Origin of the sequence: Kitasatospora sp. NPDC051164 (assembly GCF_044455625.1) — a bacterium.
Lineage (GTDB): Bacteria > Actinomycetota > Actinomycetes > Streptomycetales > Streptomycetaceae > Kitasatospora.
In genome coordinates this window covers 126,677-150,593 of record NZ_JBITFB010000002.1, presented here as the reverse complement: position 1 = coordinate 150,593, position 23,917 = coordinate 126,677, and the positions used below count along the sequence as shown (strand labels likewise).

Below are 23,917 nucleotides of genomic sequence, written 5' to 3'. Positions count from 1 at the left end.
CTTGTTCACCCCCGGTAAACGGGTCGTGCACTTCCTATTCGGCTACGTGGGCCGGGGCGGGGGCGGGGTGCGCGATTTGCCGCCCCTGCCGACTTCTCGCGCACCCGGCACCCGTGTGGGCTTGGATTTCCGGCGGCAGCGCTCGCGAGCTCAGGCGGCGGGCCCTCGGCGGAGCGCGGTCAGGCGGTCTTGAGGGTGCCGCCGTCGATGACGTGGTCGGCGCCGTGGATGTTGGCGGCGCGGGCCGACAGCAGGAAGGCGACCAGGTCCGCCACCTCCTCGGGGGCGGTGAGGCGGCCCGAGGCGATGCCGAACTGCCCGGGCAGGGCCGCGAGCAGGTCGTCGTGGTCCACGCCGGACGCTGCGGCCACCTTGCCGCCGAACCCGGCCGGGTCGGTCCACAGCGGACTGGCGGTGAGGCCCGGAGTGACGGTGTTCACGCGGACACCGCGCGGCGCCAGTTCCTCGCTGAGCCGCTTCCCGAAGTGGGTCAGCGCCGCCTTGGCCTCCCCGTAGCCCACCGGCGAGCCGGTGGGCATGCGGGCGTTGATCGAGGAGATGTTCACGATCGCGCCCTTGCGCTCCAGGATGCTCGGCAGCGCCGCCTTGGTGGTCCACACCGCGCTGAACAGGTTGAGATCGAACATCCGCTGCCACTGTTCGTCGTCGGTGTCCAGGAACCCGCCGAGGGACAGCGAATTCGCGTCGCCCGCGCCGACGTTGTTGACGAGGAAATCGATCCCGCCGACCGCGGTGAGCGCCTGGTCGACGATCGACCGCGCCCCCTCGCGGGTGCTCAGGTCGACGGACACCGCCGCGGCGGCGACCTTCTCCAACTCGGGCGTGACGGTGCGGGCGGCACCCACCACCCGGACACCCTCCGCAGCCAGGGTCCGAGCGATCGCGAGGCCGATGCCGCGACTCGCGCCGGTGACCAGAGCGGTCTTGCCGTTGATACCGAGGTCCATGACTTCCCCGTTCGTGGATGACGAATTCTTGAACTGCAGGTCTAAAATCAGGGCGAAAAAGCGCCGTTGCTTGAGGTGGCGTGTTTCAGAGGCCTTGAGGTGGTCTGCCTCAGAGGCCTGCCAGGGTCGTGTCGATAATCTGGTGCAGGACCGGCCGGTCGAACGTCTTGGCCATGACCCGGAGCCCGGCAAGGGCGGTCTGGAGGAACAGCGCCTGCGCCCTGGCGTCCAGGGCCCGGTCGATGTCACCGTCCCGCTGCCCCTGCTGGAGGCGGGCGGTGAACAGCCCGATCATGCGCTCCTCCATGCGTCGCACCGCGCGGGTGGCCTGCTCGTCCCGCCGGCCGAGCTCCGAAACGGTGTTCTGGGCGAGGCATCCGCGGCGGACCGGGCCGTCCAGGTCCATGTCCACGAGCAGGACGAAGTACGCGCGGATGCGTTCCTTGGTGGTGCCGGGCCGCGCCAGGAACTCCTCGGTCACCTCTGCCGCGGTTCGGTCGTAGAGGTCCAGAGCCCTGGCGAACAACTCACGCTTGGAACCGAAGGAGTGGTACAGGCTGCCCTTGCCGATGCCGGTCGCCTCGGCGAGGTCGGCGGGGGAGGTGTCGGCGTAGCCCTTGGTCCAGAACGTCTCCATCGCCTGTGCGATGACCACGTCCGGTTCGAAGCTCTTCGGCCTGCCCATGGCCCTACCGTAGCGAGTACTTGACCTCCAGGGCAAGTACTCGGCGTCGGCGGGACGGCGGGGCGGGGTCGTCGTTGCGCGAGAAGTCGGGCCGGCCGACTTCTCGCGCAAGGGCGTTCGGGAGTTGGGAACTCCGCCGCGCTTGATGGCGGTGACGAACCCGCGCCGACCCGTAGCGACGCCATTCGGGTGAACGGTCGCCCGGTTCCTTCGTTCACGCCCGACGGGCACGCCAAGCTGGGCGGCGCAGTTTCCGAACTGCCGATTCCGAACCTCCGAGGAAAGGCCGGCCGATGACCCGTGCGCTGATCGTGGTGGACGTACAGAAGGACTTCTGCGAGGGCGGAAGTGTGCCGGTCGGGGGTGGTGCCGACCGGGCGCGGGCGATCGCCGACCTCGTTCAGGGGTCGGATCGCAACGGGTGGAGTCGGGTGGTCGCCACCCGGGACCACCACATCGACCCGGGCGGTCACTTCTCCCCGAACCCCGACTTCCGCGACTCCTTCCCGGTGCACTGTGTGGCGGGGAGCGAGGGCGGCGAGTTCCATCCGCTGTTCGCGCCGGCCGTCGAGTCCGGCGCCGTGGACGAGGTGTTCTTCAAGGGTGCGCACTCGGCCTCCAAGAGCGGCTTCGAGGGTTTCACCGCCGACGGCACGCCGATGGCCGACTGGTTGCACGACCAGGGCGTGGACGCGGTGGACGTGGTCGGCATCGCCACCGACCACTGTGTGAAGGCCACCGCGCTGGACGCCGTCAAGGCCGGGTTCGCCACCCGTGTCCTGCTGGACTACACGGCGGGCGTCGCCGTCGACACCACGGACGCCGCGCTCGGGGAGCTGGGTCGGGCGGGGGTGGACCTGGCGGGCACTCCGGTCGTCCTGGCCGGGTAGGCGCCCTGGCCGGCCGGTCGTCCTGGCCGGATAACAGAACGGTTGCGGAGCCCACCCTTCACGCGTCCAGGGGTTGACGGCGCGGGGAGGGTGGGCGTTTGCTGTGTCCCGCTCGTTGGAACCTGTTTGGTTCTGGTTTGTTTTGTGTGTTTGAACGTTCAAAACGTTGCAAAGCATCAAATGGCGAGCGCCACCCACTCCCCTCCCTGCTCTCCAGCGCCGCCCCACCGAGAGGAATGCAATGTCACACCTTTCCCGACGCGACCTGTTCCGCGCCTCCGGAGCCGGCCTGCTGGCCCTCACCGCCGGAGGCGCCCTCACGGCCTGCGGCGGCGGCTCCGGCTCGGGCGGTGCCTCGGGCGGGGACGCCGACACCGGCACCATCACCGTCTGGTCCTGGGCCACCGCCGCCGACGCCCTGCGCGGCATCGTCCCGGCCTTCGAGAAGGACAACCCCGGGATCAAGGTCGACGTCCAGGACATCGGCGAACCCGCCATCTGGGACAAGATCACCGTCGGCCTGGCGGCCGGCGGCCAGGGCCTCGGCGACGTCCTGCACATCGGCTGCGACTACCTGCCGGGGTACATGGAGAAGTTCCCCGGCGGCCTCGCCAACCTCTCCGAGTTCGGCGCCGACGCCCACAAGGACAAGTTCGCCAAGGGCCTGTGGCCGGTCGTCACCGGCAAGGACGGCCACGCCTACGCGCTGCCCTGGGAGGTCAACCCGCTCGGGTTCTACTACCGCAAGGACTACTTCGACCGGGCCGGCATCGACCCCGAGTCCCTCGCCACCTGGGACGACCTGATCGCCGTCGCCGACCGCTTCAAGGCCGCCAACCCCGGCATCGCCATGATCGGCCTCAACAAGGCCGCCAACCCGACCCCCGACCTGGACTTCCTCCAGGGCCTGATGCAGCTCCAGGGCGCCTTCTACTTCGACCTCCAGGGGAAGATCACCGTCGGGTCCGAGCCGGCCGTGCGCGCCCTGACCATCATCAAGCGGCTGGAGGAGGCCGGGATGATCGGCGACACCCCCGGCGTCCAGAGCTGGCCGCCCGTGATGAAGACCGGCAAGCTCGCGGTGGCCGCGATGCCCGCCTGGGCCGCGCACTACCTGGAGAAGAAGTTCCCCGACCAGAGCGGCAACTGGCGCCTCACCAAGCCCCCGGCGGTCACCCCCGGCGGCAAGCGCACCGCCCTGGTGAACTCCACCCACCTGGCCGTCGCCGCCTCCAGTCCGCGCCGCCGCGCCGCCTGGAAGTTCGTCGAGTACGCGCTCACCCGCCCCGTCTCGCTCAACGCCATGTTCAACGCGGGCGGCGTCTTCCCCGCCCTCACCGAGGCCTACACCGACCCGCTGTACTCCGCGCCGAGCGCCTTCTACGGCGGCCAGCCGGTGCTCAAGACCTTCGCCGACCTCGCCACCGACGGCGGCGACCCCACCAACTACTCCGGCGACTACGCCCGCGCCCTCAAGCTCGTCAGCGACGCCCAGACCAAGATCCTGCTCAAGGGCGGCGACCCGGCCGCCGTCCTCCAGGACGCCGCCAAGCAGCTCGCCCAGCAGACCGGGCGCGGTATCGCATGACCGCCGCCACCCCGTCCGTCACCCTCGCCAAGGAGGCCGCGCGGGCGCACCGCACCTTCCGGTGGCGCCGCACCGCCCTGCCGTACCTGCTGCTCGCCCCGGCCCTGCTCACCTTCGGCGTGTTCAAGGCCTACCCGGTCATCGACTCGCTGCTGCTCTCCTTCACCACGGGCTCCGGGGCCGCCACCCGCAACGCCGGCGTCGCCAACTACCGGCGCCTGCTGGACGATCCGCTGTTCTGGACGGCACTGCGCAACACCGCCGAGATCCTGATCGTGCAGGTCCCGCTGATGCTCGGCCTGGCCCTGCTGATGGCCGTCGGCATCAACTCCGTCGTGGTGCGCTGGCGCGCCGTGTGGCGGCTCGGCGTCTTCATGCCCTCCGTCACCGGCCTGGTCGCCACGGGCGTGATCTTCGCCTTCCTGCTCAACACCGACAACGGCGCGGTCAACTGGCTGCTGAACGCCGTCGGCCTGCCCGCCGTCGACTGGCTGGGCGACCCGTTCTGGGCCCGGATGTCCGTCGTCCTGGTGCTCACCTGGCACTACACCGGCTACAACGCGGTCATCTACCTGGCCGGCCTGCAGGGCATTCCCAAGGAGCTGTACGAGGCCGCGATGGTCGACGGCGCCGGACCGATCCGTCGCTTCACCGCCATCACCGTCCCCGCGCTGCGCCCGGTGCTGCTGTTCACCGTCGTGCTGTCCACCATCGGCACGCTCCAACTCTTCGACGAGCCCTACGTGCTGACCGGCGGCGGCCCGGACAACGCGACACTCACCGTCTCGATGTACCTGTACCAGAACGGCTTCCGGTACTTCGACTTCGGCTACGCCTCCGCCATCGCCTACGCGCTCACCCTGCTCGTGTCGGTGCTCGGAGCGGTCCAGATGCGCCTGATGGGAGAGCGTGACCGGTGAACCTCAAGAAACTGCGGGGCTGGCCGCTCACCTTCGTCCTGGCTGCCGTCACGGGCCTGTCGATCGGACCGTTCTACTGGTTGGTGATCTCCTCGACCCGCCAGGACACGGAGATCTTCGACTGGCCGCCCAAGCTGTTGCCCGGCGGCCACCTGGGCGAGAACCTCGACCACCTCCAGCAGAAGATCGGCCTGCTCCGGGTGGTCGGCAACTCGCTGCTGGTGGCCGGGATCCAGACGATCGGCGCGCTGATCGTCGCACTGCTCGCCGGGTACGCCTTCGCCAAGTTCCGCTTCCGGGGCCGTACCGTGCTCTTCGCGCTGTTGTTCTCCACCCTCGTGGTGCCCGAACAGGTCATGCTGGTACCGCTGTTCAAGATGATGACGTCCTTCGGGCTGCTCGACACCTACCAGGCGCTCATCCTGCCCGGGCTCTGCGTGCCGTTCGCCATCTTCCTGATGCGCCAGTCGCTCTCCAGCATGCCGGACGAACTCCTGGACGCCGCCCGGGTCGACGGCGCGGGCGAGTTCCGGGTGCTGTGGAGCGTCGTCGTGCCGGTCATGAGGCCGGTGCTCGCCGCCCTGTCGATCTTCCTGTTCCTGGGCTCCTGGAACCAGTTCGTCTGGCCGCTGGTGGCTCTACGCAGCCCCGAGATGCACACCCTGCCGGTGGCCCTCGCCACCCTGCACGGCAACAAGAGCAACACCGACTACGGCGCGATCCTCTCCGGCACCGCGCTCTCCACCCTGCCGATGATGGTCCTCTTCCTGGTCCTCCAGCGGCAGTTCATCTCCGGCCTGCTGGCCGGCGCCACGAAGGGTTGATCATGACCGAGATCTGGGAACCGCACGCCCCGACGGTCGCCGGCGGCCTGCGCCCGCTGTACGCCGAGGGCGTGGAGCTGCGGGTCAGCGGTGCGGCGACCGCCCGCTCGGTGGGCGACGGGGTGGTGGAGGTGAGCGCCGAGGGCACGGGCGAGGTGCGGATCGAGTGGCGGGTGCCCTGCGTCGACGCCACCTCCCTCTGGACCCCTGAGCCGCGCGGCACCGGCTGGCTGCCCGCCGCCTGGAGCGCCCCGCGCCGCACCGGCCTGGCCATCGGCGCGCCGATCGCCGCCCTGGTCGGCACCGGCGACGTCACGCTGTGCGCCTTCGCCGCAGGGCGGCCCGACGTGCTGGCCGGGGCCGGAGTGGTCGAGGAGACCGGCGAGTTCCGGTTCTGGGCGCAGGCCACCGACCGGCTCACGGTGCGGATCGACACCTCGCGCCGGCACTACGCCCGCAGCCTGGCCGAACTCGCCGCCTGGTGGGGCGAGGACTTCACGGCCGACATCCCCGAGCCCGCCCGCCGCCCGGCCTACTCCACCTGGTACTCGATGCACCAGGACGTCTCGCCCAAGGGCGTCGAGACCCAGGCCGCGCTCGGCAAGGAGCTCGGCATGGACGTGATCATCGTGGACGACGGCTGGATGACCGCCGACCGTACCCGCGGCTACGCCCACTGCGGCGACTGGGAGCCGGTCTCGCTGCCCGACACCGCCGCCCACGTGCGGCGCGTCCACGAGCTCGGCGTGCGCTACCTGCTCTGGTACGCGCTGCCGTTCATCGGCAAGGACAGTGCGGCGTACGAGAGGATCGGCCGCTACGCGCTCGCCGACATCGCCCACATGGGCGCCATCGTCGCGGACCCGCGCTACCCCGAGGTCCGCGACTTCCTCACCGACCGGCTCGCCCGCGCCGTCGAGGAGTGGGGCATGGACGGCCTCAAGGTCGACTTCGTCGACTGGTTCGCCCGCGCCGCCGACAGCGCCGACGCCCCGGAGGCCGGCCCCGAGGCGGACTGCGCGAGCGTGGACGAGGGCGTGCAGCGGCTGCTCGCCGCCATCCGGCGCCGGATCACCGCCGCCGACCCGGAGGCGATGATCGAGCACCGCCAGCCGTACGTCAGCCCGGGCCTGTGGCCGTACGTCACCATGATCCGCGCCACCGACTGCCCGCTCAGCCCGCAGGAGAACCGGCAGCGGACCATCGACGTACGCCTCGCCGCCGGGCCCGTCCCCGTCCACGCCGACATGCTGATGTGGCACCCGGCCGAACCGCCGGAGCAGATCGCCTGCCACCTGATCAACGTGCTGTTCTCCGTCCCGCAGGTCTCCGTCGACCTCACCACGCTGAGCGACGCGCAGCGCGAGGCCATCGCCTTCTGGCTCGGCGTCTTCCGCGACCACACCGCCACCCTGCAGCTCGGCGAACTGCTCCCCGCCCGGCCCGACCTCGGCTACCCGATGGTCACCGCGCGCGGAACCGACACCGTCGCCGTCGCCCGCTACGCCGCGCTGCCGGTGGACGCCTCCGACGACGGCTGGCGCACCCTGCTGGTGGCCAACGCCGACGCCGACCCGGACGTCCGGCTCACCGGCGGCAGCGGGACCGCCGCGATGACGGTGCGGGACGCCCGAGGGCGTATCGTCCGGCAGGGCGAGGTCGAGCTGGACCGGGCGGACACCATTCCCGTGCCGCGCGGCGGGCTGCTGACCCTGCGCCGCTGACCCCGTGCCGCCGCCGGCCGTGCACCGCCGCTGACCGTGTACTGCCGCCGGCCGTGCACCGCCGCCGACCATGCCTGGAGGAGACCGCATGCCCGAGGGACCGCAGCGACCGCGCCGCGGCGCCACCACGATCGAGGAGGTCGCCCGCGCGGCCGGGGTCTCCCGGCAGACCGTCTCCAACGCGCTCAACGCCCCGCACCGGGTCCGCCCGGCGACCCTGGACCGGGTCACCGCCGCGATCCGCGAACTCGGCTACCAGCCCGACCAGTCGGCCCGCTCACTGCGCAGCGGCGCCCGGCGCACCCTCGGCTACCTCGCCCCGGTCGACGACCCGCTCGACCCCAACCCGCTGATGGCCGGCTTCCTGGAGGCCCTGGTCGACGCGGCCGGAGCCGAGGGCCAGCGGGTGCTGCTGTTCCGGGCCGCCCCGCCGGCCGGGAACCCGGCAGCCGCGATCGACGAACTGGTGGCGGCCCGCCAGGTGGACGGGCTGGTGCTGGCCGACGTGCTGGCCGACGACGCCCGGATCGCGCACGTCGCCCGGCTCGGCGTCCCCTTCGTCAGCTTCGGCCGCACCGGCCCGGGGGAGCCGCAGCACTGGGTGGACATCGCCAACGACGCGGCGATGGCGGCGGTGGTGCGGCACCTCGCGGCGCTGGGCCACCGCCGGATCGGCTACCTCGGCGCCGCCGAGGACCTGCCCTGGATGGCGGCCCGGCGGGCGGGCTTCCTCGCCGAGGCAGGGCGGCTGGGGCTGTCCGCGGTGACGGTGGGCGCTCCGGAGACGCCGGTCGGTCCGGCCGGGACAGTCGGTCCGGACGGGGCGGGGGCCGTCGGCGGGGCGGGCGCGGCAGGCTCGGCAGGGGTGGATGCCGCGGAAGGCGCCGCGGGTTCGGGCCCGGCGGAGGGCTCGGGGGCGCCTCGGTCGGCGGTCGCCGCCGTCCGGGCGCTGCTGCGCGGCCCCGACCGGCCGACCGCCTTCGCGGCGGGCAGCGACCTGCTGGCGCTGGACGTGTACGAGGCGGTCCGGGCGGAAGGGCTGGTGGTCGGGCCCGGCGGAGTGGCCGTCACCGGCTTCCACGACACCCCGCTCTGTCGCCACCTGCACCCCGCGCTGACCTCCGTCCGGCTGCCGCTGCGGGCGATCGCCGGCGCCCTGGTGGGCCGACTGCTCGGCCAGGTGCGCGGGGAGGCGGGGCCGGTGGCGGGGCTCGAGCTGCCTGCCGAGCTGGTGGCGCGGGGGAGCAGCGGGTAGGCGGACGAGTCCTACTCGGTGGCCGGTGCGACGATCAGTTCGCCGACCAGCCCGGCGGCCGTCGCCCGCTGCTCGGCGGGCAGGGCGTTGTCGGTGACCAGGACGTCCAGCTGCTCCAGGGTGGCGAAGGAGGCCAGGCCGACCGCGTTCCACTTGGTGTGGTCGGCCACCACGACCACCCGGCGGGCCGACTGCAGGAAGGCGCGGTTGGTCTCCGCCTCGGCCAGGTTGGGCGTGGTCAGCCCGGTCTCGGGGGAGAGGCCGTGGCAGCCGAGGATCAGGAGGTTGACGTGCAGGGAGCGGATCGCCTGGTCGGCCACCGGTCCGACCAGCGCGTCCGAGGGCGTCCGGACGCCGCCGGTGAGGATCACCGTCGTGGTGGCCGGGGTGCCCTCCTCGTCGGGCTGTTCGAGGAGGTCGGCGATCCGCAGCGAGTTGGTGACCACGGTGAGGCCCTCGACCGCCCGCAGGTGCCGGGCGACCGCGAAGGTGGTCGTTCCGGCGGCCAGCCCGACCGCCGAGCCGGGCGGCACCAGCGCGGCGGCCGCCCGGGCGATCGCCTCCTTGGCGGGCATTTCCCAGTGCGCCTTGGTCTCGAACCCGGGCTCGCCGCTGGCCGGCGCTTCGACCCGCACCGCGCCGCCGTGCACCTTCTGCACCAGGCCGCGGCGGGCCAGTGCGTCCAGGTCGCGGCGGATCGTCATGTCGGACACCCCGAGGTCCCGGACCAGCTCGGTCACCCGGACCCCGCCGCGCGCGCGGACCTGCTCCAGGATCAGCACGCGACGCTGCCCGGCGAGTGGTTGGGCGCTGTCAGCCATCGGGAGGCCTCCTTCGACCACTTCCGGTGAGTGGTCCTGGTGGATAATGTTTGAGAGTGTAGCTTTCTGTTGATTCCAACGGCTTCACTCAGAGGAAGAAGGCCATGCCCGGGACGACCCTGGCTCAGCCCACCGTCAGGACCGCGACCACCCTCGCGGACGGTCGGCAGCTGATCTACTACGACCGCGGCACCGCCGCCCCCCGAACCGCCCCCGACCGGCGCCCGCTGGACCCCCAGGCCCCCGGGTCCGAGGTCCGGCTCGACCCGGCCACCGGCGACTGGGTCACCATCGCCGCCCACCGCCAGGCCCGCACCTACCAGCCACCGGCCGAGGAATGCCCGCTCTGCCCGTCCCGGGACGGGCGGCTCAGCGAGATCCCGGCCGAGGACTACCAGGTGGCCGTCTTCGAAAACCGCTTCCCCTCGCTCGCCGGCCCGCCGGCCGACCCCTCCCCGGCCGCCGACGGCCTGTGGACCGGCGGTCCCGCGTCCGGCCGCTGCGAGGTGGTCTGTTTCACCGCCGACCACGACGCCTCCTTCGCCGACCTCACCCCCGAGCGGGCCCGGCTGGTCCTCGAGGCGTGGACCGACCGCACCGCCGAACTCTCCGCCCTGCCGGGCGTTCAGCAGGTCTACTGCTTCGAGAACCGCGGCGCCGAGATCGGCGTCACCCTCGCCCACCCGCACGGCCAGATCTACGCCTTCCCCTTCACCACCCCGCGCACCGCCCGGATCGCCGCCCGCGCCGCCGAACACCGCGCCGCCACCGGCCGCAACCTCTTCGACGACCTCCTCGCCGCCGAACGCGCCCACCCCGAACGCGCCCACCCCGAAGGCGCCCACCCCGAAGGCGCCCACGGCGACCGGGTGGTCCTCGCCGGCGAGCACTGGACGGCCTTCGTCCCCTTCGCCGCCCGCTGGCCCTACGAGGTCCACCTGTACCCGCACCGCCGGGTGCCCGACCTGACCGCCCTCGACGAGCCACAGCGCGCCGAATTCCCCGGCCTCTACCTGGAGCTGCTGCGCCGCTTCGACCGCCTCTTCGGAGGCGGCCGCACCCCGTACATCTCCGCCTGGCACCAGGCCCCCGCCGGCCACCGGGACGAACTAGCCCTGCACCTGGAGCTGTTCACCATTCGGCGCACCGCCGACAAGCTCAAGTACCTGGCCGGCGTGGAATCCGGCATGGACGCCTTCGTCAACGACGTCACCCCCGAGGACGCGGCCCGCCGGCTGCGGGAGGTCGCCCCGTGAACACCTTCGCCCAGCCCGACACCTTCACCGAGCTCTACGGTCGCCCCGCCGAAGGGGAGTGGGCCGCCCCCGGCCGGGTCAACCTGATCGGCGAACACACCGACTACAACCTCGGGTTCGTGCTGCCGATCGCCCTCCCGCAGACCGTCCGCGCCCAGGTGGCCCGCCGCGACGACGGACGGCTGCGGCTCTGGTCCGCCCAGGGCCGGGGGCCGGTCACCGTGCTGCGGCTCGCCGACCTCGCCCCCGGCGCGGTGCCCGGCTGGGCCGGCTACCCCGCCGGTGTGGTGTGGGCGCTGCGTGAGGCCGGGCACGAGATCGGCGGCGTGGACCTCCGGCTGGACAGCGACGTTCCCGGCGGCGCCGGACTCTCCTCCTCGGCGGCCCTGGAATGCGTCGTCGCCACCGCGTACAACGACCTGTACGGGCTGGGGCTTTCGGCTGCGGAACTGGCGGTGCTCGCACAGCGCGCCGAGAACGCCTTCGTCGGCGTGCCGTGCGGGATCATGGACCAGATGGCCTCGATGTGCTGCCGCCCGGGTGCCGCGCTGTTCCTGGACAGTCGGGACCTGTCGATGCGTCAGGTGCCTGTCGACCTCGCGGGCGCGGGCCTCGCCCTGCTGGTCCTCGACACCCGGGTCAAGCACGACCTCGGGGACGGCGCGTACGCCGCCCTGCGGGCCGGCTGCGAACGGGCCGCGGAACTGCTCGGGCTGCCTGCACTGCGCTCGCTGCAGCCCGCGGGGCTCGCTGCCGCCCTGGGCGAACTCCCGTCGGAACTGCGCCCGTTGGTGCGCCACGTGGTCACCGAGAACGCGCGGGTGGAGGCCGCCGTCGCCCACCTGGACGCCGGCGACCTCGCCGCGCTCGGCCCGATCCTCACCGCCGGCCACGCGTCGCTGCGCGACGACTACCGGGTCTCCTGCCCGGAGACCGACCTTGCCGTCGAGGCGGCCCTCGCCGCCGGCGCCCACGGCGCCCGGATGACCGGCGGCGGCTTCGGCGGCTCCGTCATCGCCCTGGTCGACGCGGCCGAGGCCCAGCGCGTCGCCGCCCGGGTGACCGCCGCCTTCCGCACCGCCGGGTACGCCGAGCCGCGCACCCTCACCGCCGTCCCGGCCGAGGGGGCACGCCGGCTCGCCTGACCCCTACTACGCCCGGTGGGCCTGCTACGCCCGGTGGGCCGCCGGGCGCTCGCGGGGCGCCTCCGCGAGCGCCCGGGTCACGGCCTCGACCCCGCCGCGCAGCCCGTACACCGGCGTGGCCGGCTGCTGGCGCCAGGAATCGTCGATGCCGCCCGCGTCCACCGAGTCGAAGCCCAGCTCGTCGACCAGCGCCCGGACGACCCGCTTGGCCGCCTCGTCGTCCCCCGCGACCGGCACGGCGATCCGCTCAGGGTCGCCCGCCGGAAGCGGCCGCTCCAGCAGGTCCTGCGCGTACGTGCCGTTGAACACCTTCACCACCGGGTGCCCGAGGTGCTGCTCCGTCCACCGGCTCTCGGTGAGCCCGTCGTCCTCGATCGCGTCGATCCGGCCGTCGCGCTCCTTCGGGTAGTAGTTGCCGGTGTCGATCACCGCCACACCCTCGGCCGCCCCGTCGAACAGCCCGGCGGGCAGGTCCGGCACGTTCTTCAGCGGCACGGTCACGACCACGACCTGCGCACCCCGCGCCGCCTCGGCCACCGTCACCGCCGTCGCGCCGGTCTCCTCGACCAGCGCCTTCAGCGTCTCCGGGCCGCGCGAGTTCGCCACCGAGACCTCGTGCCCCAGCGCGGCCAGCCGCCGGGTCAGGTTGCCGCCGATGTTGCCCGCACCGATGATGCCGATCTTCATGGGAAACCCCTCGTCTGCGAGTGCCGCAATTGGCTCGTCGCCCTGCCCCAACCCCACGGTGACCGCGGCGATTCCCCACCCGGGCGCCGGCCGCCCGCACCGCCGACCCGGACACCCCGTCCGACGACGCCCTGCGGCTGCTGCTCTCCTCGGCCGCCTCGCGCCGAAGCCACGTGCTCAGCGGCGCTTCCGCTTGCCGTGGGCGGCGGCCGGTGGCACGGGTTCGGGGTCGTTCAGCAAGCGCGACACCGTCCCCCGGAAGGCGGCGGTGGCCGGGTGGTCGGGCCCGAGGACGCGCTCGTGGTCGGTCAGTGTCGCCCGCAGCAGCCACCGCGACTGCGCCCGCTGACCGGTGTACCAGTAGAGGGTGGCGAGGCCGGCCCGTGCAAGGAGGAGGTGTGGGTGGTCACGGCCGAGGAGACGCTCGGTCTTCCTGTCGACGTGTTCCAGCACCGTGATCGCGTCCTGGAGGCGTCCGAGGCCCTGGTAGCCGGTGGCGAGGTTGAGCCGGGTGATCAGGGTGTTCGGGTGGTGCGGGCCCAGCACGCGCACGCGGTCGGCCAGGAGCCGCTCCTCGATGGCGACGGCATCGTGGTCGCGTCCCGCGATCCGGTAGCAGTTGGCGAGGTTGCCGAGAGTGCTGAGGGTGGCCGGGTGGTCGCGGCCGAGGAGGCGCTCCTGGTCGGCGAGCACGCGCTCGTGGAGGTCCGTGGCCGCCTCGACGCGTCCTGCGTACAGGTAGCCGTTCGCGAGGTTCGACCGGGTGACGAGGGTCGCGGGGTGCTCGGGGCCGAGCAGGCGTTCGCGGTCGGCGAGGACGCGCTTGTTGAGGCCGATGCCCTCGCGGATGCGGTCCGCCTCCAGATAGGCCTCGCCGAGTTCGGCGCAGATCCGGACGGTCTGGAGGTGGCCGGGACCGAGGACGCGTTCGGCGTCGGCCCGAGTGCGCTCCAGCAGGGTGACGGCCTCCGCGACGCGTCCCACCGGCCGGTAGGAGGCGGCGAGGATCGTCCGGGCCGTGAGGGTCTGCGGGTGGTCGCTGCCGAGGGCGCGCTCGGTGTCGGCCAGGACCTGCTCCTTGATGCGGACCGCGTCACTGAGACGTCCGGCCTGTGCGTAGGAGACGGCCAGGTCGGCATGGGTGAGGAGGGTTTCGGGGTGGCCGGGGCCGAGTAGGCGTCCGCGGTCGGCGAGGACGCTCTCGCGCAGCCGGATGGCCTCCTCGGTGCGGCCGGCCTCGTGGTAGGCGCCCGCGAGGTTGGAGCGGGTGGTGAGGGCCTTGCGGCTGTCGGCCCCGACGAGGCGCTCGGTGTCGGCGAGCACCCGCTCGAGCAGGGTGATGGCCTCCTCGGTGCGTCTCACCTGCGCGTAGTCGACGGCGAGGTTGGCCCGGTACTGCAGGGTGGCCGGGTGGTCGGCACCGAGGACGCGCTGGGAGTCGGCGGCGATCCGCTCCAGGAGGTGCAGGGCCTCGCGGTAGCGTCCTTCGGCGTGGTAGCCGACTCCGAGGTTGTTGCGGGCGGCGAGGGTGTCGGAGTGTTCGGTGCCGAGGACGCGTTCACAGGAGGAGACGAGCCGGGTCCAGTGCCGGACGGCGGGCGTGTGGAGCCCCGCCGCGATCAGGCTGAGGCCGATGACGTGCAGCAGGGAGTGGGCCCCGTCGGCCGGTTCCATCAGCTCGTCCCCCGCGTACTCGGCCAGGGTGGCGCCGTTGCTGCGGAGCACGGCCGCGAGTTCCCGATCGGTGTGGTCCTCCTCGGGCCACAGCTCGACCAGGGCGTCGGCGGCCACCCGGTGCGGACGCTCGTCCTCGGGCGTGGCGTCGCGCGCGGCCCGGGAGGTGAGCGCGTGGACGCTCACCTCCCGGTGCGGGGCCTCGCTGAGGGTGAGCAGGTTGTAGGCGTGCAGGACGGCGAGCGCGTCCCGGGCGTCGTCCGCTTCGATCCGCGTGCCGGCCGCGTCGCCGAGGTGGTCCAGCGCCGGCTGCGTCGCCCACAGGTCCTGCGGGTGGCCCGCCGGGTCGAGAAGGGCGGCGAGCCGCAGGGCAGGGAGGGCGAGCCCGACCGGCTCCTCCTGCTGGGCGGCGTCCACCGACAGCAGCAGCGCCGCCGTCACCGGGCCCCGGTAGCCGTCGGCGCCGGACCGGGACGGCAGGACCTGGTCCAGGGTGCGGCTGCGGTTACGGAACAGCTGGAGGTAACGGCCGCTGCTGCGCTGCTTGTTGACCATGTAGGCGGCGGCGTGGGCGAGTGCCAGCGGGAGGTGGCCGAGGGCGGCGGCGAGTTCGGCGGCGTGCTCGTCGAGGAAGTGGGCGCAGCCGGCGCGGTCCATCCGCTCCCGCAGGTAGGCGACGGACTCGGCGGGGGAGTAGGTGCCGATGTCGACCAGTGCCCGGTCGCTGCCGGTGGCGGCGGCGCCCCGGTGCCGGGTGGTGGCGATGACCCGCCCGTGCCCGCCCCGGGAGGTGGTCGGCCACAGGACGTCGGGGGTCGCCTCGGTGGTGTTGTCGAGGACGATGAGCCACCGGCGATCGGTGGTCGCCAGCCACTCCAGGAAGCGCTCCGCATCCTGTTCGGCCTCACCGGTCGTTCCCGCGACCCGGACCGCCGCAGCGGCCCTCGCGTAGACGTCCGTCACGGTGGCGGGTTCGGTTGCATCGGCCCACAGCACCAGGTCCGTCCGGGCGTCGACGGCCGCGCGCGCGTAGTCGGCGGCGAGCTGGGACTTCCCGACGCCGCCACCGCCCGCCAGCACCTGGCTGAGCACGACCGTCCCGTGCTGCCTCCGGGCCTCGTCGATGGCCTGCCGCAGCTCCTCCCGAGCCTGGAAGGCACTCGCCTTCGGCGGGATCCGGCCGATCACCATCGGCCACCGCACCTCGACGGCCGGCGCCGCGTACTGGTGGACCGTCAGCTCGCCCGCCTGGAAGGCGTTGCCGTTGACCGTGCCGCCGTCGATGCCGTTCCTGACCTGCCAGCCCTGCACCCGCTCGCCCCCGCCGCCCGGTGTGTCGAATGGCCTCCATTCTCACCGATCCGTGGTGCGGTCGGGGCTCCGCGGGGTGTGCCCGGGCCGTCACTCGAAGCGCGTGGGGTCACCGGCTCCCCGCCGGGTGATCTCCGGTTCGCCGCCGGAGAAGTCGACGACGGTCGTCGGCTCCGTGCCGCAGTCGCCCGAATCCACCACGGCGTCCAGCACGTGGTCGAGGCGCTCCTTGATCTCCCACCCCTGGGTCATCGGTTCGTGGTCGCCGGGGAGGACCAGGGTGCTGGAGAGCAGGGGCTCTCCGAGTTCGGCGAGCAGCGCCCTGGTGACGGTGTGGTCGGGGATCCTGACGCCCACCGTCTTCTTCTTCGGGTGCATCAGGCGGCGGGGAACCTCCTTGGTGGCAGGGAGGATGAAGGTGTAGCTGCCCGGCGTCGCGGCCTTGATGGCGCGGAAGACGTTGTTGTCGAGTTGGACGAACTGCCCGAGCTGCGCGAAGTCCACGCACATCAGCGTGAAGTGGTGGCGCTCGTCGAGCCGCCGGATCGACCGGATCCGTTCGAGGCCCTCGCGGTTGTCCAGTTGGCAGCCCAGGGCGAAACAGGAGTCGGTCGGGTACGCGATGAGTGACCCGGACCGGAGACTGGCGGCCACGGTGCTGATGGTGCGCGGCTGGGGAGACTCTGGATGCACGTCGAAGTACTTCGCCATTGGCCGACCCTACGGGATTCCGGCGACCGATGGGCGCAACCGCGACCTTCCGCTCCGCGAGCGCCCGTGAAAAGGCGGGGGCGCGGGCGAATCGGGCCGGACGCTGGTCGGCCGCCGGGTGGTGGCGTACGGTCGGTCGGCATGGGCTTCGACCAGGCGCGGGTGAACCGGATCTTCCTTCCCGAGACCTACGCCGACGGCGTGCCGTACGACCTGTTCCGCGAGTTGCGGGCGGAGGCGCCGGTCTGCTGGGTGGAGGAGCCGGCGGTGGGGGACTGGCCGGGCGGGAGCGGCTACTGGGCGGTGCTGCGGCACGCGGACGTGAAGCACGTGCTGCGCAGTCCCGAGCTGTTCTCCTCCCACCTGGGCGCGACCCAGATCCGCGACCCCGACACCCCGGCCGACCTGGAGTTCGCCCGGGCGATGATGCTCAACCAGGACCCGCCCGACCACGCCCGGCTGCGCCGGGCCGTCGCCGCGGCGTTCACCCCGCGGGTGCTGCGCGAGCTGACCGCCGCCATCGAGCGGCGTGCAGCCGAACTCGTGGCGGCGATGCGCCCGTTGGGCCGGGTCGACTTCGTGCCGGTGGCCGCCGATCTGCCCGTGTGGACGCTGGCCCGGATCCTGGGGGTGCCGGAGCAGGACCAGCAGCTGCTGGTCGACTGGTCGAATCGGGTGATCGGTTACCAGGATCCCGACTACGCCCGGTCCAGCACCGCCGACCCGTCCCGCCTGACCGAGCTGGGTCGGGCCGCGCTCGCCCACCGCCCCACGGCCCTGACCACCCCGGACGGCCGCCCGGTCAACCCGCGTTCGCGTGCGGCCCTCGCCGACATGTTCCGGTACGCGCACGGTCTCGCCGATCGGCCCCCACCGGGCAGCATTGTCGCCCGCCTGCGGGAAGCCGGACTGAGTGCCGCCGAATTCGAAACGATGTTCTTTCTGTTCGGGGTCGCCGGTAACGAGACGCTGCGCAATGGTCTGCCCGGAGGGCTGTATTCCCTGCTCACGCACGCCGACCAGTACCGCCTGCTGTGCCGACGGCCGGATCTGGTCGCTTCGGCCGTGGATGAGCTGCTGAGATTCTGGCCCCCGGTCCTGGAGTTCCGGCGCACTGCCACCCAGGACGTCGTGCTGGCCGGGAAACCGGTCCGCCGCGGTGACAAGGTGGTGGTGTACCACGCCTCCGCCAATCGCGACGAGTCGGTCTTCCCCGATCCGGACCGCCTGGACATCACCCGTACGCCGAACGACCACGTCAGCTTCGGCTACGGCCCGCACTTCTGTGTGGGAGCGCAACTCGCCAGGATCCAGATGTCGGCCGTGCTCCGGCGGATCGTCGGCGAGTTTCCCGGTCTGGAACTCGCTCCGGACGGGCCGCCGACGCGGTTGGTCTCCAACTTCCAGAACGGGCTCAAGTCCCTTCCTCTCCAGTGGAGTTGACGCCGCGTCAGCGTCTTGCGCCGCGCCACGGCGATCCCCGCCGCCGAGCGGGACGGTCAGCCCGCGCAGTGCGGGCAGAGCCCCCGGTAGGTGACCTCGGCCTGGGAGACGGTGAACCCGTAGCGCTGTTCCGCCGGGAGGTCGGCCAGCGGGTTGCCGAGGGGGTGGACGTCGCGGATGGCGCCGCAGCCGGTGCAGATCAGGTGCTGGTGGGGGCGGTGCGCGTTGGGGTCGTAGCGCTTGGCGCGCCCGTCGGTGGAGACCTCGATGACCTCGCCGAGGGTGACCAGCTCGCCGAGGGTGTTGTAGACCGTCGCCCGGGAGATCTCCGGGAGGCGCTCCGCCGCCCGGGCGTGCACCTCGTCCGCGGTCAGGTGTACGTGCTCGCCGTCCAGGACCTCGGCCACGACACGCCGCTGGGAGGTCAGGCGCCAGCCGCGCCCGCGCAGCCGCTCCAGCAGGTCACTCATATCGGTTCACCTATTCAGGTCAAGGGGAAGACCGGAGTTTACCAATGCACATCCTGTGCCCTCCGGATCCCGATCGGATATGGGTTTGGTGTCTTTCTTGACTTGGATTCCGTCCATCGTAGGATCGGCTCCGGCGCTAGCCTAGGTACCAGCAGTAGATGCAGCACATGCAGCAGATGCCGTAGGTAGCACAGAAGACACCGTGATCCGCCTTGTGAGGGAAGGATTCCCATGTCTGACATCCACGATGCAACCGGCGTAGAGGCGAACGCGGAGGGCTGCCCGGTGAACCACGGGCGCGCGCCGCACCCCACCCAGGGCGGTGGGAACCGCCAGTGGTGGCCGGAGCGGCTCAATCTGAAGATCCTCGCCAAGAACCCCGCCGTCGCCAACCCGCTCGGAGCGGACTTCGACTACGCGGCGGCCTTCGGCGCGCTCGACCTCCCGGCCGTCAAGCGGGACATCCAGGAGGTGCTCACCACCTCCCAGGACTGGTGGCCGGCCGACTACGGCAACTACGGCCCGTTCATGATCCGCATGGCCTGGCACAGCGCCGGCACCTACCGGATCAGTGACGGCCGCGGCGGCGCCGGTGGCGGCCAGCAGCGCTTCGCCCCGCTGAACAGTTGGCCCGACAACGCGAGCCTGGACAAGGCCCGCCGCCTGCTGTGGCCGGTGAAGAAGAAGTACGGCCGCAGCCTGTCCTGGGCCGACCTGATCGTCCTGGCCGGCAACGTCGCGCTGGAGGGCATGGGCTTCCGGACCTTCGGCTTCGGCGGCGGCCGGGTCGACGAGTGGGAGCCGGACGAGGACGTCTACTGGGGCCCGGAGACCACCTGGCTGGGCGACGAGCGCTACACCGGCGACCGCGAGCTGGAGAACCCGCTGGCCGCCGTCCAGATGGGCCTGATCTACGTCAACCCGGAGGGCCCCAACGGCAACCCGGACCCGATCGCCGCCGCCCGCGACATCCGCGAGACCTTCTACCGGATGGCGATGAACGACGAGGAGACCGTCGCGCTGATCGCCGGCGGCCACACCTTCGGCAAGACCCACGGCGCCGGCCCGGCGGACAACGTCGGCCCGGACCCCGAGGACGCGCCGATGGAGCAGCAGGGCCTCGGCTGGAAGAGCGCCTTCGGCACCGGTGTGGGCGGGGACGCGATCACCAGCGGTCTGGAGGGCGCCTGGACGCCCACCCCGGTCACCTGGGACAACAGCTTCTTCGAGACGCTGTTCGGCTACGAGTGGGAGCTCACCAAGAGCCCGGCCGGCGCCCACCAGTGGAAGCCCAAGGACGGAGCCGGCGAGGGCACCGTCCCGGACGCCCACGACCCGGCCAAGCGGCACGTCCCGATCATGCTCACCACCGACCTTTCGCTGCGCTTCGACCCGGTCTACGAGCCGATCTCCCGGCGCTTCCTGGAGAACCCGGCCGCGTTCGCCGACGCCTTCGCCCGTGCCTGGTACAAGCTCACCCACCGCGACATGGGCCCCATCGTCCGCTACGTCGGCCCGGAGGTCCCGAGCGAGCAGCTGCTCTGGCAGGACCCGCTGCCGACGGTCGACTACCAGCAGGTCGGGGCGGCCGACGTGGCCGACCTCAAGCGGCGGATCAACGCCACCGGCCTGTCGGTGGCCGAGCTGGTCTCCACCGCCTGGGCGGCGGCCTCCTCCTTCCGCTCCAGCGACAAGCGCGGCGGCGCCAACGGCGGCCGGATCCGGCTGCAGCCGCAGAGCGGCTGGGAGGTCAACGAGCCCGACAAGCTGGCCTCGGTGCTGCGCACCCTGGAGGGCGTGCGGCAGGAGTTCAACGCGCAGGCCGACGGCGGCACGCAGGTCTCGCTGGCCGACGTGCTGGTGCTGGCCGGCGGCGTCGGCGTCGAGCAGGCCGCCAAGGCGGCCGGCCTCGCCGTCGAGGTGCCGTTCGCGCCCGGCCGGGTGGACGCGCCGCAGGAGCTGACCGACACCGAGTCCTTCGCGGCGCTGGAGCCGAAGGCCGACGGGTTCCGCAACTGGGTCGGCAAGGGCAACCGGCTGCCGGCCGAGTACCTCCTGCTCGACAAGGCGAACCTGCTGGGCCTGAGCGCCCCCGAGCTGACTGTGCTGGTCGGCGGCCTGCGCGTGCTGGGCGCCAACCACGGCCAGTCCGCGCACGGCGTGCTCACCGAGACCCCCGGCGTGCTGACGAACGACTTCTTCGTCAACCTGCTGGATCTGGACACCCGTTGGGCGGCCACCTCGGAGGACTCGCACACCTTCGAGGCCCGCGACGCATCGGGCCGGGTCAAGTGGACCGGCACCCGGGCCGACCTGGTCTTCGGCTCGAACGCCGAACTGCGGGCCGTCGCCGAGGTGTACGCGAGCGACGACGCCAAGGAGAAGTTCGTGACGGACTTCGTCGCGGCCTGGGTCAAGGTCATGAACGCGGACCGCTTCGACCTCGTCTGATCCGTGGATCAGCGGATCCGCAAAGCTACGGATCCGCTGTTCCGCTGTGCCAGCGCGGCGGGAGCCCGGGGGCCCAATCCCCGGGCTCCCGCCGCGTGTTACCGGGGTTCGCCGGGGGACCCCACACTGACCAGCCCCGTCTCGTACGCCGCGACCACCACCTGCGCCCGGTCCCGCAGGCCCAGCTTGCCGAGGATCCGCGCGACATGGGTCTTCACCGTCGCCTCGGACAGCTGCAGCCGGGCGGCGAGTTCGGCGTTGCTGAGGCCGCGCGCGAGCAGCCCCATCACCTCCAGCTCGCGCGGGGTGAGCGTGCCCAGCTCGCGGTGCGGCGCGGCCGCGGTGGGGGCGTCCGGGCGGGCGGCGAAGCGCTCGACCAGGCGGCGGGTGATGGCGGGGGCGAGCAGCGCGTCCCCGGTGCGGACCAGCCGGACGGCGGCGGCCAGGTGCTCCGGGGTGACGTCCTTGAGCAGGAAGCCGCTCGCCCCGGCGGCCATCGCCGCGTAGACGTAGTGGTCGAGGTCGAAGGTGGTCAGCATGATGATCCGCGGCGGCTCCTGCGCCGGGTCGGCGAGGATGCGCCGGGTGGCCTCCAGGCCGTCCAGAACGGGCATCCGGATGTCCATCAGGACGACGTCGGGCCTGGTCCGGCGGACGGCGGCGACGGCCTGCTCGCCGTCCTCGGCCTCGGCGACCACGTCGATCCCCTCCGACTCCAGGATCAGCCGGAAGCCGGTGCGGACCAGGGCCTGGTCGTCGGCGACGACCACCCGCAAGGACTGCGCGTTCATGAACTCTCCAGCGGTATCAGGGCCGTGACGCGGTAGCCGCCGCGCGGCCGGGGGCCGGTCTGCAGGGTGCCGCCGTAGACGGCGAGGCGTTCGCGCAGGCCCAGCAGGCCGCGTCCGTTGCCGGTGGCGGCGGCGCCGGTGGCGCGCCCGCCGGTGTCGGTGACCTCCACCCGCAGGCGGTCGGGGGCGTACTCGACGGTCACCGTGGCGTCGGCGCCGCCCGCGTGCTTGACGCTGTTGGTGAGCGCCTCCTGGACGACCCGGTAGGCGGCCAGCTCGACCCCGGGCGGGACGGCCCGGCGCTCGCCGAGGACGGCCAGCGCCACGGGCAGCCCGGCCCGCCGCACGCCCTCGACCAGCGCGTCCAGGCGGCCGAGACCCGGCTGGGGGCTGAGGTCGGCGTCCTCGGCCGGGGCGTCGCCGGTCTCCGCGTCGATGGTCAACAGGCCCATGACGTGCCGTAGTTCCGTCATCGCCGCGCGTCCGCCGGACTCCACCGCGGCCATCGCCTCGCGGGCCTTGTCCGGGGCGGTGTCCAGGATCTTGCGGGCGGCACCGGCCTGGATCGTCATCATGCTCACGTTGTGCGTCACCACGTCGTGCAACTCCCGGGCGATGCGCGCCCGTTCGAGCTCCACGGCGCGTTGCAGCGCGGCCAGCTGCTCGCGCTCCAGGACGGAGAGCCGCTCTCGCCCCTCCTCCACCCGGCGGCGCCACATCCGCAGCTCGTAGGCGACCGCGAACACCGGCACCAGGACCAGCACGGCGATCACCCCGTTGGGGAAGTGCGGCAGCTTGGCCTCGGTGAAGAGCACCACCAGCGCGACGGCCGCGGCCGGCAGGCTCAGCAGCACGGCCCTCGTGCGGCGCCCGTACGCGGCGGCGCTGTACGCGGCGACGATCACCGCCACGCCCGCCGAGTACGCGATGTCCGGCGACTGCCGGCGGACCAGCAGCGCGGCCGGCAGCACCGTCCACAGCACCGCCAGCGGGTAGCGGCGGCGCAGCACCAGCGGCAGCGGGACGAGCGGGACGAGCAGCAGCAGCCCGTGCCGGACGGACTCACCCGCCGTCTCCGTGATGGTGGCGTAGCGGCCGGAGGTGAGGGCGAGGAAGAGGGCCAGGGCCAGGTCGAAGGCCTGGCCGCGCCGGGTCGGCCGGGGCGGGGGAGCGGCGTCGGGGCCGCGGCCCGGCCGGGTGGCCGCCGCGCGCAGCCGTTGCACCGTCGGATGGTTGATCACCGGGACATTGTGGGGGTCGGGCCGTGCCGGGGACAGCCCCGCAGGCAGCGGCAGCCACTACACCCGGCGACTACCCCGGAAGGATGACGACGCGTCGGGTCCGCCGGACGCGGTAGCGAAGTTGCCGCGGGAGACGGACGCGGGCACGCGCCGCCCGTCCGTACCTTCGTCCTCGTCACCAGGCAGGACGAGGCGAGGAGCGGGGATGAACGGCGATCCGGTGATCGAGCTGAGCGGTGTGGGCCGCCACTGCGAGGGCGCCCGGGCGGCGCTGGACGGGGTCACGCTGAGCGTGCGGCGGGGGGAGTCGGTGGCCGTGCTCGGGCCGTCCGGCAGCGGGAAGTCCACCCTGCTGAACCTGGTGGCCGGGCTGGACCGGCCGAGCGCCGGGACGGTCACCGTGGCCGGCGTCCGGGTGGACCGGCTGGGCGAGGCGGCCTCCGCCCGCTACCGGCGCGGCACGATCGGCATGGTGTTCCAGTTCTTCAACCTGCTGGACGACCTCACGGTGGCCGACAACGTGGTCCTGGCCGGCGAACTGGCCGGCGTCCCGCGCGCGGAGGCCCGGCGCCGGGCCGGCGAGCTGCTGGAGTCGCTCGGCATCGACCGGCACGCCCGCGCCCACCCGGCCCGGCTCTCCGGCGGTGAACGCCAACGCGTCGCGGTGGCGCGGGCGTTGATGAACCAGCCGACGCTGCTGCTGGCGGACGAGCCGACCGGTGCGCTGGACTCGGCCTCGGGCGAGGACGTCAAGGCGCTGTTCCGGGACCTGCACGCGGACGGCCAGACCCTCCTGATCGTCACCCACGACCTGACGCTCGCCGAGGACTGCGCCACCCGCACGGTCCGGATGCGGGACGGCCGGGTCGAGGCGGACTCGGCGGTGGCGGCATGAGCGAGCGAAGCGAGTTCATCATCGAAGGGTGCGCGTTGCGTGAAGCGCTCGCCGAGTGCAGTGAGGTGGGCGCATGAGCGAGCGAAGCGAGTTCATTATCGAAGGGTGCGCGTTGCGCGAAGCGCTCGCCGAGTGCAGTGAGGTGGGCGCATGAGCGAGCGAAGCGT

General features: G+C 72.7%; 20 protein-coding genes. 11 read left to right on the top strand and 9 right to left on the bottom strand.

What is annotated here, in order from left to right:
- Positions 1–179: 179 nt before the first annotated feature.
- Positions 180–968, bottom strand: coding sequence for an SDR family oxidoreductase (locus ACIBEC_RS03210; protein ID WP_360491957.1), 789 nt, complete (start codon positions 966–968; stop codon positions 180–182).
- Between the two features lie 109 nt (positions 969–1,077).
- Entirely contained in the window at positions 1,078–1,653 is a 576-nt protein-coding gene (locus ACIBEC_RS03205; protein ID WP_360491955.1) for a TetR/AcrR family transcriptional regulator, read from the bottom strand.
- 293 nt (positions 1,654–1,946) lie between these two features.
- Between ACIBEC_RS03205 and ACIBEC_RS03200 the strand changes: the two genes are divergently transcribed.
- From ACIBEC_RS03200 to ACIBEC_RS03175, 6 genes are all read left to right on the top strand, one after another.
- The gene (locus ACIBEC_RS03200) at positions 1,947–2,543 is read left to right on the top strand and encodes an isochorismatase family protein (RefSeq protein ID WP_360491952.1); all 597 of its coding nucleotides are present in this window, start codon (positions 1,947–1,949) and stop codon (positions 2,541–2,543) included.
- A 241-nt stretch (positions 2,544–2,784) separates the two neighbouring features.
- Entirely contained in the window at positions 2,785–4,131 is a 1,347-nt protein-coding gene (locus tag ACIBEC_RS03195; RefSeq protein WP_360491949.1) for an extracellular solute-binding protein, read from the top strand.
- Entirely contained in the window at positions 4,128–5,051 is a 924-nt protein-coding gene (locus ACIBEC_RS03190) for a sugar ABC transporter permease (protein ID WP_360491946.1), read from the top strand. The genes ACIBEC_RS03195 and ACIBEC_RS03190 overlap by 4 nt, the downstream gene beginning before the upstream one ends.
- The gene (locus ACIBEC_RS03185) at positions 5,048–5,875 is read left to right on the top strand and encodes a carbohydrate ABC transporter permease (protein WP_360491944.1); all 828 of its coding nucleotides are present in this window, start codon (positions 5,048–5,050) and stop codon (positions 5,873–5,875) included. Before ACIBEC_RS03190 ends, ACIBEC_RS03185 begins: the two co-directional genes overlap by 4 nt.
- A gap of 2 nt (positions 5,876–5,877) precedes the next feature.
- Positions 5,878–7,599 carry a glycoside hydrolase family 36 protein gene (locus tag ACIBEC_RS03180; protein ID WP_360491941.1) on the top strand — a complete coding sequence of 574 codons (1,722 nt, stop codon included), beginning with the start codon at positions 5,878–5,880 and terminating at the stop codon, positions 7,597–7,599.
- 88 nt (positions 7,600–7,687) lie between these two features.
- Positions 7,688–8,854 (top strand): LacI family DNA-binding transcriptional regulator, encoded by a 1,167-nt coding sequence (locus ACIBEC_RS03175; RefSeq protein ID WP_360491938.1) that lies wholly within the window; start codon positions 7,688–7,690, stop codon positions 8,852–8,854.
- A gap of 11 nt (positions 8,855–8,865) precedes the next feature.
- Here ACIBEC_RS03175 and ACIBEC_RS03170 read toward each other — a convergent pair whose 3' ends face one another.
- Positions 8,866–9,675: a DeoR/GlpR family DNA-binding transcription regulator gene (locus tag ACIBEC_RS03170; protein ID WP_360491935.1), complete on the bottom strand. Its 810-nt coding sequence runs from the start codon at positions 9,673–9,675 to the stop codon at positions 8,866–8,868.
- A gap of 104 nt (positions 9,676–9,779) precedes the next feature.
- On the opposite strand from ACIBEC_RS03170, the gene galT reads away from it, so the two are divergent.
- Together galT and galK are read left to right on the top strand one after the other, a co-directional pair.
- Positions 9,780–10,931 carry a galactose-1-phosphate uridylyltransferase gene (galT, locus tag ACIBEC_RS03165; RefSeq protein WP_360491932.1) on the top strand — a complete coding sequence of 384 codons (1,152 nt, stop codon included), beginning with the start codon at positions 9,780–9,782 and terminating at the stop codon, positions 10,929–10,931.
- On the top strand, positions 10,928–12,076 hold the full coding sequence (gene galK / locus ACIBEC_RS03160; RefSeq protein WP_360491929.1) for a galactokinase: 1,149 nt from the start codon (positions 10,928–10,930) through the stop codon (positions 12,074–12,076). Before galT ends, galK begins: the two co-directional genes overlap by 4 nt.
- A gap of 24 nt (positions 12,077–12,100) precedes the next feature.
- On the opposite strand, the gene ACIBEC_RS03155 is transcribed toward galK, so the two are convergent.
- The 3 genes from ACIBEC_RS03155 to ACIBEC_RS03145 form a co-directional block, all read right to left on the bottom strand.
- Positions 12,101–12,763, bottom strand: a complete 663-nt coding sequence (locus tag ACIBEC_RS03155; protein WP_360491926.1) for an NAD(P)-binding domain-containing protein — start codon at positions 12,761–12,763, stop codon at positions 12,101–12,103.
- A 177-nt stretch (positions 12,764–12,940) separates the two neighbouring features.
- Positions 12,941–15,748 (bottom strand): tetratricopeptide repeat protein, encoded by a 2,808-nt coding sequence (locus ACIBEC_RS03150; RefSeq protein ID WP_360491923.1) that lies wholly within the window; start codon positions 15,746–15,748, stop codon positions 12,941–12,943.
- A gap of 90 nt (positions 15,749–15,838) precedes the next feature.
- Complete coding sequence (locus tag ACIBEC_RS03145) at positions 15,839–16,459, bottom strand: L-threonylcarbamoyladenylate synthase (RefSeq protein ID WP_360491920.1); 621 nt, start codon at positions 16,457–16,459, stop codon at positions 15,839–15,841.
- A gap of 141 nt (positions 16,460–16,600) precedes the next feature.
- Here ACIBEC_RS03145 and ACIBEC_RS03140 point away from each other — a divergent pair, with 141 nt between their 5' ends.
- Positions 16,601–17,902, top strand: a complete 1,302-nt coding sequence (locus tag ACIBEC_RS03140) for a cytochrome P450 (RefSeq protein WP_360491917.1) — start codon at positions 16,601–16,603, stop codon at positions 17,900–17,902.
- Positions 17,903–17,958: 56 nt separating this feature from the next.
- Here the strand turns inward: ACIBEC_RS03140 and ACIBEC_RS03135 are convergent, their stop codons facing one another.
- Positions 17,959–18,372, bottom strand: coding sequence for a Fur family transcriptional regulator (locus tag ACIBEC_RS03135; protein WP_360491914.1), 414 nt, complete (start codon positions 18,370–18,372; stop codon positions 17,959–17,961).
- 231 nt (positions 18,373–18,603) lie between these two features.
- Here ACIBEC_RS03135 and katG point away from each other — a divergent pair, with 231 nt between their 5' ends.
- The gene (katG, locus tag ACIBEC_RS03130) at positions 18,604–20,823 is read left to right on the top strand and encodes a catalase/peroxidase HPI (RefSeq protein WP_360491911.1); all 2,220 of its coding nucleotides are present in this window, start codon (positions 18,604–18,606) and stop codon (positions 20,821–20,823) included.
- A 98-nt stretch (positions 20,824–20,921) separates the two neighbouring features.
- On the opposite strand, the gene ACIBEC_RS03125 is transcribed toward katG, so the two are convergent.
- Both ACIBEC_RS03125 and ACIBEC_RS03120 read right to left on the bottom strand, forming a co-directional pair.
- Complete coding sequence (locus tag ACIBEC_RS03125; protein ID WP_360491908.1) at positions 20,922–21,614, bottom strand: response regulator transcription factor; 693 nt, start codon at positions 21,612–21,614, stop codon at positions 20,922–20,924.
- Positions 21,611–22,855 (bottom strand): histidine kinase, encoded by a 1,245-nt coding sequence (locus tag ACIBEC_RS03120; RefSeq protein WP_360491905.1) that lies wholly within the window; start codon positions 22,853–22,855, stop codon positions 21,611–21,613. The genes ACIBEC_RS03125 and ACIBEC_RS03120 overlap by 4 nt, the downstream gene beginning before the upstream one ends.
- A 205-nt stretch (positions 22,856–23,060) precedes the next feature.
- Between ACIBEC_RS03120 and ACIBEC_RS03115 the strand changes: the two genes are divergently transcribed.
- Positions 23,061–23,750, top strand: a complete 690-nt coding sequence (locus tag ACIBEC_RS03115) for an ABC transporter ATP-binding protein (protein WP_360491902.1) — start codon at positions 23,061–23,063, stop codon at positions 23,748–23,750.
- Positions 23,751–23,917 lie beyond the last annotated feature (167 nt).

Excerpts from the sequence above, each read along its gene's own strand:
- ACIBEC_RS03175 (WP_360491938.1), top strand. The coding sequence starts at position 7,688 with ATGCCCGAGGGACCGCAGCGACCGCGCCGCGGCGCCACCACGATCGAG.
- ACIBEC_RS03145 (WP_360491920.1), bottom strand. The coding sequence starts at position 16,459 with ATGGCGAAGTACTTCGACGTGCATCCAGAGTCTCCCCAGCCGCGCACC.
- ACIBEC_RS03135 (WP_360491914.1), bottom strand. The coding sequence starts at position 18,372 with ATGAGTGACCTGCTGGAGCGGCTGCGCGGGCGCGGCTGGCGCCTGACC.
- ACIBEC_RS03200 (WP_360491952.1), top strand. The coding sequence starts at position 1,947 with ATGACCCGTGCGCTGATCGTGGTGGACGTACAGAAGGACTTCTGCGAG.
- ACIBEC_RS03205 (WP_360491955.1), bottom strand. The coding sequence starts at position 1,653 with ATGGGCAGGCCGAAGAGCTTCGAACCGGACGTGGTCATCGCACAGGCG.
- ACIBEC_RS03210 (WP_360491957.1), bottom strand. The coding sequence starts at position 968 with ATGGACCTCGGTATCAACGGCAAGACCGCTCTGGTCACCGGCGCGAGT.
- ACIBEC_RS03115 (WP_360491902.1), top strand. The coding sequence starts at position 23,061 with ATGAACGGCGATCCGGTGATCGAGCTGAGCGGTGTGGGCCGCCACTGC.
- katG (WP_360491911.1), top strand. The coding sequence starts at position 18,604 with ATGTCTGACATCCACGATGCAACCGGCGTAGAGGCGAACGCGGAGGGC.
- ACIBEC_RS03190 (WP_360491946.1), top strand. The coding sequence starts at position 4,128 with ATGACCGCCGCCACCCCGTCCGTCACCCTCGCCAAGGAGGCCGCGCGG.
- ACIBEC_RS03195 (WP_360491949.1), top strand. The coding sequence starts at position 2,785 with ATGTCACACCTTTCCCGACGCGACCTGTTCCGCGCCTCCGGAGCCGGC.
- galT (WP_360491932.1), top strand. The coding sequence starts at position 9,780 with ATGCCCGGGACGACCCTGGCTCAGCCCACCGTCAGGACCGCGACCACC.
- ACIBEC_RS03170 (WP_360491935.1), bottom strand. The coding sequence starts at position 9,675 with ATGGCTGACAGCGCCCAACCACTCGCCGGGCAGCGTCGCGTGCTGATC.
- ACIBEC_RS03140 (WP_360491917.1), top strand. The coding sequence starts at position 16,601 with ATGGGCTTCGACCAGGCGCGGGTGAACCGGATCTTCCTTCCCGAGACC.
- ACIBEC_RS03180 (WP_360491941.1), top strand. The coding sequence starts at position 5,878 with ATGACCGAGATCTGGGAACCGCACGCCCCGACGGTCGCCGGCGGCCTG.
- ACIBEC_RS03155 (WP_360491926.1), bottom strand. The coding sequence starts at position 12,763 with ATGAAGATCGGCATCATCGGTGCGGGCAACATCGGCGGCAACCTGACC.
- ACIBEC_RS03125 (WP_360491908.1), bottom strand. The coding sequence starts at position 21,614 with ATGAACGCGCAGTCCTTGCGGGTGGTCGTCGCCGACGACCAGGCCCTG.